General features: G+C 75.3%; 11 protein-coding genes. 5 read left to right on the top strand and 6 right to left on the bottom strand.

Features of this window, described 5'->3' with window-relative positions; translation table 11 throughout:
- The coding region (locus ABD308_RS28035) for an ABC transporter substrate-binding protein (RefSeq protein WP_344340242.1) at window positions 1-1,222 on the top strand (1,222 nt) is incomplete at its 5' end.
- A gap of 35 nt (window positions 1,223-1,257) precedes the next feature.
- Here ABD308_RS28035 and ABD308_RS28030 read toward each other — a convergent pair.
- The 4 genes from ABD308_RS28030 to ABD308_RS28015 all read right to left on the bottom strand — a co-directional run bounded on the left by ABD308_RS28030 (window position 1,258) and on the right by ABD308_RS28015 (window position 5,208).
- Window positions 1,258-2,412 (bottom strand): PP2C family protein-serine/threonine phosphatase, encoded by a 1,155-nt coding sequence (locus ABD308_RS28030; protein ID WP_344340303.1) that lies wholly within the window; start codon window positions 2,410-2,412, stop codon window positions 1,258-1,260.
- Window positions 2,413-2,624: 212 nt separating this feature from the next.
- A complete protein-coding gene (locus ABD308_RS28025) occupies window positions 2,625-3,047 on the bottom strand; it encodes a MarR family winged helix-turn-helix transcriptional regulator (RefSeq protein ID WP_344340240.1) in 423 nt (140 codons plus the stop codon).
- 70 nt (window positions 3,048-3,117) lie between these two features.
- Window positions 3,118-4,317: a M48 family metalloprotease gene (locus ABD308_RS28020; RefSeq protein WP_344340238.1), complete on the bottom strand. Its 1,200-nt coding sequence runs from the start codon at window positions 4,315-4,317 to the stop codon at window positions 3,118-3,120.
- A 93-nt stretch (window positions 4,318-4,410) separates the two neighbouring features.
- A complete protein-coding gene (locus ABD308_RS28015) occupies window positions 4,411-5,208 on the bottom strand; it encodes a universal stress protein (RefSeq protein WP_344340233.1) in 798 nt (265 codons plus the stop codon).
- A gap of 286 nt (window positions 5,209-5,494) precedes the next feature.
- On the opposite strand from ABD308_RS28015, the gene ABD308_RS28010 reads away from it, so the two are divergent.
- The 4 genes from ABD308_RS28010 to ABD308_RS27995 all read left to right on the top strand — a co-directional run bounded on the left by ABD308_RS28010 (window position 5,495) and on the right by ABD308_RS27995 (window position 7,796).
- Window positions 5,495-6,778 (top strand): CapA family protein, encoded by a 1,284-nt coding sequence (locus tag ABD308_RS28010; protein ID WP_344340231.1) that lies wholly within the window; start codon window positions 5,495-5,497, stop codon window positions 6,776-6,778.
- A gap of 64 nt (window positions 6,779-6,842) precedes the next feature.
- Window positions 6,843-7,406, top strand: coding sequence for an NUDIX domain-containing protein (locus tag ABD308_RS28005; protein WP_344340226.1), 564 nt, complete (start codon window positions 6,843-6,845; stop codon window positions 7,404-7,406).
- Window positions 7,403-7,543: a hypothetical protein gene (locus tag ABD308_RS28000; protein ID WP_344340224.1), complete on the top strand. Its 141-nt coding sequence runs from the start codon at window positions 7,403-7,405 to the stop codon at window positions 7,541-7,543. The genes ABD308_RS28005 and ABD308_RS28000 overlap by 4 nt, the downstream gene beginning before the upstream one ends.
- A 67-nt stretch (window positions 7,544-7,610) precedes the next feature.
- Window positions 7,611-7,796, top strand: coding sequence for a hypothetical protein (locus tag ABD308_RS27995; RefSeq protein WP_344340222.1), 186 nt, complete (start codon window positions 7,611-7,613; stop codon window positions 7,794-7,796).
- Window positions 7,797-7,803: 7 nt separating this feature from the next.
- Here ABD308_RS27995 and ABD308_RS27990 read toward each other — a convergent pair whose 3' ends face one another.
- Entirely contained in the window at window positions 7,804-8,505 is a 702-nt protein-coding gene (locus tag ABD308_RS27990; protein WP_344340219.1) for a siderophore-interacting protein, read from the bottom strand.
- A gap of 88 nt (window positions 8,506-8,593) precedes the next feature.
- On the bottom strand, window positions 8,594-9,156 hold a 563-nt coding region (locus ABD308_RS27985), incomplete at its 5' end, for a TetR/AcrR family transcriptional regulator (RefSeq protein ID WP_344340217.1).

The raw sequence follows: 9,156 nt of genomic DNA, 5'->3' as shown, positions 1-9,156 counted from the left end.
CGGCAACCCGGCCTCCGACACCGGCGTCACCCCGACCGAGATCCGGATCGGCGTCGTCACCTCGCTCACCAGCCCGGTCGGCAGCGAGGTGTTCAGCGGACCGCGCTACGGCGCCCAGGCGTTCTTCCAGGCCCTCAACGACCACGGCGGACTGCACGGCCGCACCGTCAAGCTCGTCACCTGCGACGACGGCGGCAGCGGCATCGGCAACCAGGACTGCGTGCACCGGTTGATCGACCAGTCGCACGTCTTCGCCTTCGTCTCCGGCAGCGTCCTCGACTACGCGGGCGCCCCCTACGTGAGCGGCAAGGCGGTGCCTGACGTCGGCGGCCAGCCGATCGGCACCGCCTACGACCGCTGGCCCCACCTGTACGGCGTCTACGGCAGCGGCGCGCCGCGCGACGGGCACGCCGTCGGCTGGAACGGCACGCTCTACCAGTCCACCGAGGTGTTCCGTTTCTTCAAGGAGCGGCTGGGCGCGACCAGCGCCGCCGTGGTCGCCTACAACCAGGCCGACTCCGCCCGCTACGCCGCCCAGCTGCGCGCCGGTCTGGAGGCCGAGGGCTACCGGGTGCTCATGCAGACGGTGGACTTCGCGCTGCCGAACTTCCAGGCGGTCGCCGCGGCCGTCCGGGCGGACGGCTCGCAGCTGCTGTTCGACGCCATGGACACCCGGGGCAACGCCGCGCTCTGCCGCGCCCTGGACGAGGCCGGGGTGCGGGTCGCCGCCAAGGTGACCAACGTGCAGAACTGGTCGCAGGCCGTCCGCACCGACTACCAGTCCTCGCCCACCTGCCGGAACGCGCTCTGGGCCACCTCCTCCTCGCTCAACTACGAGGACGTCCGCTTCCCGGCGGTCGGCGCCTTCCGCGCGGCGATGGCGCAGTACTACCCGGACCGCGAACCGCTGCTGTCGGCCTGGGAACTGGAGGGCTGGGCGGGCGCGCAGTGGCTCACCGACGCGATGGACTCGTGCGGCGCGGAGCTCACCCGGGCCTGCGTCGAACGGTTCATGAACCGCCCCGAGCCCTACGACGCGCACGGGCTGCTGCTGCCCGCCTCCTTCGTCCCGAGGCCGGCGCCGACCGGGCCCACCCGGGCCTGCCTGAACGCGGCCCGCTGGCAGGACGCCGCCGAGGGCGGGCTCGGGGGCTGGGTCACCCAGGTGGAGTCCATGACCACCACCTGCTTCGACGTGCCGCAGCTGCCCTACAAACCGTGAGCCGCCCGGCCGCCGAGCACGTCAGGGGCCCGGGCTCAGCCGGGGCCGGGGCCGGGGTCGGGTTCGGGGCCGAGGCTGAGGCGGTCCACCACGACCATGGCGGCGTCGTCGTCCAACCGCCCGCCGACGTACCCGAGCAGGTCGCGGCGCAGGTGGTGCAGCAGGGCGGCCGGGGGCTCGGCGGCGTGGGCGGCGGTCCGTTCGGCGACCCGCTCGGGCAGGGGGTAGAACCGGCGTCCGGCGTCGCGCGCCTCGATCACGCCGTCGGTGAAGATCAGCAGCCGGTCGCCGGGCGGGAACGGGAACTCCACCACCGCGTACGGCTCCGGGGCCAGCTCGCCGAGACCGAGCGGGGGCGCGGTGCGGCCGGGCTCCAGGGTGGTCACCCGGTCCTCGTGCAGGAGCAGCGGCGGCGGGTGGCCGCAGTCGACCAGCCGGACCACCGCCTCGTCGTCGGGGATGTCCAGGACGAGAGCGGTGATGAAGGACTCGCCGCTGCCGTCCGCGTCTGCGGGGGTGAGTGGCTGTGGACGCGGGACCTGCCGGAGCAGCGGCGGGAGCTGGAGGCGCGGCCGCTGGGCGCGCTGCTGCTCGGCGAGCTGGGCCAGGTCCCAGGCGATGCTGCCGTCCAGGTGGCCGACCAGCCCGGGCAGGTCGGCGTACAGGTGCGCCGCCGCGCGGAAGGCGCCCAGCAGCAGGGCGGCGTCGCCGAGCGAGGACAGCCCCTTGCCCCGGACGTCGCCGATCAGCAGCCGGGTGCCGGAGGCGGTGCGGGCCGCCGCGTAGAGGTCGCCGCCGACCTGCGCCTCGGCCTCGGCGGCCAGGTAGACGGAGGCGAGCCGCAGCGGGCCGATCCGGTCGGGCAGCGGGCGCAGCAGGACGCGCTGCGCCGCCTCGGAGACGGAGCGGACCTGCGCGAGTTCGCGCTCGTGGCGGTCGCGCAGCACGCGCAGGCCGACGATGAGGGCGGAGACGGCGAGCAGGGCGCCGAGCTGGGTCTGGTGGTTGGCGGTGGTGACGCCGTCGCGCAGACCGCCGATGACGGTCAGCGCGGCGATCGCCAGCACGGCGACGGCGGCGGTGGTGCGGGGGCCGGCCAGGGAGGCGGTCAGGGCGGGGGCGACGATCAGCAGCGGGCCCAGGTGGATGTCCGGCGGGGCGAGCACGTCGACCACCGTGATCAGCACGATCAGCGCGAGCGGGATCGCCGTCAGCGCTCGGCGGCCGGGCCGCCAGGAGCGACGGCGGTCCCGGGAACGCCGGTCGTCGGGGGGTCCCGCGCGGGGGTGCCGCGCGCGGGGAGGCTGCCGAGGTGGCACCTCTCCTCTGTACACCGTCCGAGTGGTCCGCCGCACCCCGGGACGGGGCTGGACGGGACGGGACGGGACGCGGGCCCGGCCGGTCAGCCCTCGGCGCCGTAGCGGGTCAGGTAGCCGGCGAACCGGGCGACGTCCTCGTCGGCCCAGTCGTTGAACCGGGCGGTGAAGGAGAGCCGCCGCTGTTCGTTGGCCTCGCGCAGCAGGGTCAGCCCGGCGTCGGTGGCCAGCAGGATCTGCCCGCGCTGGTCCTCCGGGTCGGTCTCGCGGCGCAGCAGCCCGAGCTTCTCCAGGGCGGTGACCTGGCGGCTCACCGTGGACTTGTCGAGCATGAAGTGCGCGGCGACGTCGGCGGCCCGGCAGCCGCCGCGCTCGGTGATGAGGTCCAGGATGCTGTAGGTGACCAGCGAGAGGTCCGGGTGCAGCTGGGACGCCTTGTGCCGGGCGCGGCGGGCGAAGGCGGTCAGCTCGCGCTGGATGGTGTCGATCGACGTCTCGCGGTCGGGCACGGTGACCTACCTCCTCGGGGCCTCGGGATCACGGAATCTCGGGGAGATGCCGCTGGGGGATTTCGTTGCACTATACAACAAGTTCGGACGCGGAGGGACGGCGGGCCCGCCAGGCACGCGCGGCCGCGATCCGCCGGGTGGCGCTCGGGTGGGTGGCGAACAGCAGCTCAAGCACCCGGGGCGGGTCGACGTCGGAGACGTTGGTCAGCGCCAGTCTGCGCTGCATCGCGATGAACTGCTCGGGGTCCCCGGTCAGTTCGAGGGCGTGCCGGTCGGCCCGGGTCTCCACCGCGCGGCTCACCGCGCACTGCACCGGGCCGGACAGCGCGCCCAGCAGCGCGGCGACCGCCGCCAGCAGCGGCATCGACCGGGGGTCGGCCGCGTCCGTCGCGCCGGACGCCGACAGCAGCGCGTCCCAGCCCGACGCCAGGCCCAGCAGCGCCACCACGACGGCCGCGCCCACCGCGCCCAGCACCGTGCCGGTCAGCACGTCCCGGTGCTTGACGTGCCCCAGCTCGTGCGCCACCACCAGCTCCACCTCGCGCGGCTCGGCCGTCGACAGCAGCGTGTCGTACGCGACGATCCGCCGGGTAGCGCCCAGGCCCGACACGTACGCGTTCAGCGCCGTCGTGCGGCGCGAGGCGTCGGCCACCAGGACGTCCCGGACCCGGACGCCGTCCCGCTCGGCCAGACCCAGCAGCGCCTCGCGCAGCGGGCCCGGCTCCATCGGTGTGAAGCGGTTGAACACCGGCTCGACCAGCAGGGGGTAGAGGAAGGACAGGGCGGCGGTCAGCAGCGCGGCCGCGCCCGCCGCGGGCAGCCACCAGTACTCGGGCGAGCGGTCGGTGAGCGCGTACAGGCCGAACGCCACCGGCAGGGCGAGGAGCAGCGTGAGCGCCAGCCCGCGCAGGGCGTCCACCGCCCAGCCGGCCCAGCCCTGGGTGACCAGGCCGAACCGGGCCCGCACCGACCGGGCGCCCGCCCCGAAGGGCAGCTGCGCCAGCTGTCCGAGCAGCACCAGGGCGGCGGCCCCGGCGAGCACCCGCGCCGTGCGCGAGCCGCCGAACCAGTCGCCGACCGCCGACACCAGGCCGGCGCCGGCCGGCGTCAGGCCGAGCACCAGGGTGAGCGCCAGGCCGGTGATCCGCCCGCCGAGCGCCCACGGGAGCTGGGCGCGGCGCAGCGCGCGGCCGCGGGCGCGCTGCGCGGGGGTGAAGTCGGGCGTGGGGGTGGGGTGGCCGCCCGGAGTTGGGCTGACAGAATCTGTCATCTGTTATCCGTCATCTGAAATCTGTCAGCTGTCGACTGTCAGCTGTCAGGCGTCGACCGTCGATCGTCATCTTGTCCTTCGGTAGTCAGGATGTCACTCCTCGGCGGGCCCGGTGGCGCCGTGGGTGCCCGCGCGGAGCAACTGGTGGCCGAGGTCGACCAGGGCCCGGCCGACCGCGAAGTCGTCGCCCACCGCCGGCGCCGGGGCGTCGTGCGGATTGCGACGGGCGAGCGCGTCGCTGTGCAGCACGTTGCCGTCGGCGTCGAGCACCGCGTGCACCCGGGTGGTGTCGCGGTCCTCGACCACGTGCAGGGCCAGCCGCCAGTCCTTGGTCCGGACGGCCGGCTCCCCGCCGTCACCTTCCGTCCCGCCCTTCGTCCCGCCCTCTGCTCCGCCCTCCACTCCGGCCGCCGCGCCCGCCGCGAGCGGCGTGGGCCCCGCGGTGGTGCCGTCCGAGCGGACGATCACCACCGGGCAGGACCCGTGCACGGCGCAGCGCGTGCTCACCGACCCCAGCAGCGTCCGGGCGAAGCTCCCGCGCCCCCGGCTGCCGAGCACCAGCAGGTCCGCGCCCTCGGCCGCCCCCAGCAGCACTTCGGCCGCGTGCCCCAGCACCAGGCTCTCCTCGACCGGCACCGGCCGCCGCACGCCGATCACCTCGTCCACCTCGACGGTCAGCGTCCGGCGCGCCGACTGCTCGAAGCCGTCGTCCACCATCGGCGCGAACCAGCCGTACAGCGACGGGTACTCCCACGCGGCCACCGCGTGCACCGTCGCCCCGGTCAGCACCGCCTGCCCGACCGCCCAGCGCAGCGCCGCCTTCGAGGGGGCCGAGCCGTCGATCCCCACCACGATCCGCCGCCCGGTGCCCGTGGTCCCGTTGCCGGCCATGGCACACACACCACCCACCTGTTGTCGCGGACGCCGCGCTCCCACGACGCCTCCACCCTTCCACGCTGCGCGCCGCCCGGGCACCGCGCCAGGGACGGGACGGCCAAGAGCGGTCGGCGGCTTGGACGGGCGGGCCCGGAACGGGCCGAAGGGCCGTCCCCGGAAGGGCCGGCCGGGCGGTCGGACACCGGGCGAGGAGCGGGTTTCGGTTGTGGAGGCGGAGCGAAGGGGGCGCGGGGGAGTGGCGTAGGCTGACCGCTCCTGAATCGACCTTGGGGGAACACACATGCGCCGTGGCGCGGCCACCGTCGCACTGCTGCTCGGGCTGGCCTCCGTGGCCGCCTGCGGGCCGGACGACCCCGATCCGGCCACCGTCAGGGCCGCCAGGTCCGCCAAGGCCGCGGCCGACGCGGCCGACGCCGCGAAGGCCTCGCCGAACGCCTCCGACGGCTCCGGCACCCCCGGCGACCAGGCATCCGGCGACGGTGCCGCGCCCCGCCCCGACGGCAGCATCACGGTGGCGTTCGCCGGGGACGTGCACTTCGAGGGCCGCACCGAGGCCCGGCTCGCCGTGCAGCCGCCCGAGACGGCGCTCGGCCCGATCGCCAAGAACCTCTCCGCAGCCGACCTGGCCGTGCTCAACCTGGAGACCGCGATCACCGACCGCGGAGCCCCCGAGCCGAAGACGTACACCTTCCGCACCTCGCCCAAGGCGCTCAGCGCGCTCAAGGACTCCGGCGTCGACGTCGTCTCGCTCGCCAACAACCACGCCGTCGACTTCGGCGCCGACGGCCTCGCCGACACCCTGGCCGCGAAGGCGTCCTCACCGGTCCCGGTCGTCGGCTTCGGCCGCAACTCCCAGGAGGCGTACGCCCCGTACGTCACCACCGTGCGCGGGGTGAAGGTCGCGGTGGTCGCGGCCAGCCAGGTCGAGGACCTCACCAACCAGAAGTGGCGGGCCGGCGCGAACAAGCCCGGCATCGCCTCGGCGCTGGACAGCGCGGCCCTGCTCAGGGCGGTCGGGGACGCGAAGCGGCAGGCGCCGGTGGTGCTCGTCTACCTGCACTGGGGCGACGAGGGCAAGGCCTGCCCCACCGCCGCGCAGACCGCCATCGCCAAGAAGCTCGCCGCCGCGGGCGCGACCGCCGTGGTCGGCACGCACGCGCACACCATGGTCGGCTCCGGCATGATCGGGGACACCTACATCGGGTACGGCTTCGGCAACTTCCTCTGGTACGGCACCTCCAACTACGCCAACTCCAACGAGACCGGCGTCACCACGCTGACCGTCGGCCCGACCGGCAAGGTGCTCGGGGAGGCCTTCGCACCGGCGACCATCGACGACAAGGGCGTGCCGGTGCCGCAGTCCGGGACCGCTGCCACCGCAGCCCTCAAGCGCCGCGACGGCCTGCGCGGCTGCACCGGCCTGGCCCCCGTCCCGGGCGGCGGCTCCAGCGCCAAGCCCGCGACAGGTGCGGCGCCCGCGTCGGGTTCCGCGCCCGCGTCAGGTGCCGCGTCCCAGCGCGGCGCCGCGCGCACCCCGACTCCTACGGCGACCGCCTCGCGCTGAGTGCGCGAGCCCGGGACGAACGGCGGATCAGCGGCGGATCAGCGGCGTACGGAGGGTGCGGGAAGTGGCCGAATGGGCGGTGCACGGGCGGCGGCAGGTGTACGGGTCGCCGTGGGTGGAACTCTGGCTGGACGACGTGGACATCCCCGGCGTCGGCCGGGTCGACCACCACGTCCTGCGGATGCCGAAGGAGTGCGCCAACGCCGTGGTGACCGACGGGGACGGACGCTTCCTGCTGCTGTACCGGCACCGGTTCATCACCGGCCGGTGGGGCTGGGAGCTGCCCGCCGGGTGGGTGGAACCGGGGGAGGGGCCCGCGGCGGCGGCCGCCCGCGAGATCGAGGAGGAGACCGGCTGGCGCCCGGCGGAGGTCGTGCCGCTGACGGAGTTCGACGCGATGGCCGGAATCTCCACGATGCGCTTCCACTCCTTCCACGCCACCGGCGCGACGCGCATCGGCGAGCCGGCGGACCTGGCGGAGGCGAGCCGGGTGGAGTGGCTGACCGAGGGCGAGGTGGTCGAGCTGCTCGGGGCGGGCGAGGTGGCCGACGGCGCCTCGCTCGCGGCGCTGTCGTACTTCCTGGGGCCGCACCGGCTGGCGGTTCGGGGCGGGGGCGGCGCGCGGTGATCGAGGCGGAGCTGAAGTCGGTGGTGCGTGAACCGGGCGCGCTGCCGCGCCGCCTGGAGGACGCCTACGGGCCGGGCCGGGCGGAGGTCCACCGGAACACCTGCCACGACACCCCCGGCGGTCAACTCGGCTCCTGAGGGCGCGCGTTGCCCATCCATGAGGTGGAGGGGGGTACCGCTGACCTGCGAGGCCACCCGGGTGCGGGTGGCGGAGCTCGACGGGATGTTCCTGGAGGTCGAGACGGCCGTGGCGGACGAGCGCGAACCGCCCGCCGCGCTCGCCGCCGTCCGCGCGGCGCCGGCCGGCCCCGGCGTGCCGGAGGCCGACCCGGCCGCCGAGCTTTACGCCGAGGCCGTCGCGGCCAACCGGGAACGATCGCCACGTCGCTGACGGAGCGTCACTCCTTGTGGTCGGCCTCGCCGTGCTTCCAGTAGCCCTTGCTGTGGACGCGTTCGCGCGGCAGCGCCCAGTCGGTGAGCAGATGGCGGCGGACGGTGGCCACGGCGTGTGCCTCGCCCGCCAGCCAGGCGGTGGTGTCGGCCGGGACGTCGGTGGCGAGCAGGGTGTCGGCGAGCGTGCGGCCCTTCGGGAGCTCCGGGTCGCGGGTCAGCCAGTGGACCGTCAGGCCGGCGCGCTCGGGCAGCGGCAGGGCGGACCCGGTGGCCTCGCCGACCTCGACGAACAGGGCGGCCGGGACGCTCGGCGGCAGGTCTTCGAGGATGGTGAGCGCGGCGGGCAGGGCGCTCTCGTCGGCGGCGAGCAGCGCGTGCCCGGCGCCCTCGAAGGAGGGGCGGCGGCCGCGCGGTCCGGCCAGCCGGGCCGCGTCGCCGGGGCGGACGACCTCGGCCCAGCGGGCGAGCGGGCCGTTGCCGTGCAGCACCACGTCGATGTCCACCTCGCGTTCGGCGGGCCGGTGGTGGCGGATGGTGTAGGCCCGGGAGTGACCCTCGGGAAGGTCCAACTTGACCCACTGGGTGGGGTGTTCGATGAGGAGGGTGTCCAGGGTGGGGCCGGCGAAGGTGAGCCGGACGAGGGCGGGGGTGAGCGGGGTGACGGCGATGACCCGTACGTCGAAGGTCGGCCGGGGGCGACGGAACACGGTGACTCCTGGCTGGGATCGGATGACGCCGGCGGCGGGCCCGGAGGTGAACACGGGCCGGAGGCGGCGCAGTGGGGAAGGAGGGGTGTCAGCGGGGCAGGTGCTGGTCGAGCAGCGCGTCGACGAACGAGGCGTCCAGCGGGCGGCGCAGCACCAGGGCGCGGTGGTAGAGCGGGGCGAGCAGGGCGTCCAGCAGCACGGCGGCGGCGTCCTCGTCGCTGCCGTCCGGGGCCGTCCCCAGGCAGGCGCGGGTGTGCGCGATGTCCCGGGCGCGCAGCTCGTCCAGGAACCCGCCGTGCAGCAACTCGGCGGTGCGGGCGTCCAGTTGGGCGTGGCCGAGGAGCGCCTGGAGGACCCGGCCGGCCGGGTCGGTGCCGAGGAAGGCCGCGAACCGGTGGACGTAGGCGCGCAGGTCCGCCGGGCCGGAGGGCGTCTCGGAGGGCCAGGCCAGGGCGGTCCCGGCGTCCAGGACCAGGTTGTCGAAGAGGATGTCGACCTTGGACTTCCACCAGCGGTAGATGGTCTGCTTGGCGACCCCGGCGGCGGCCGCGATGCCCTCGATGGTGAGGCTCTCGAAGCCCTGCTCCACCAGGAGGTCGTCGGCGGCGTTCAGCACCGCCAGACGCGCGGCCTCGCTGCGCCGTCCGCTGC

It is taken from the genome of Kitasatospora putterlickiae (assembly GCF_039527695.1).
In the GTDB taxonomy this organism is placed as follows: domain Bacteria; phylum Actinomycetota; class Actinomycetes; order Streptomycetales; family Streptomycetaceae; genus Kitasatospora; species Kitasatospora putterlickiae.
The sequence above is the reverse complement of the archived record's forward strand: the minus strand, read 5'-3'. Positions and strand labels throughout refer to the sequence as shown.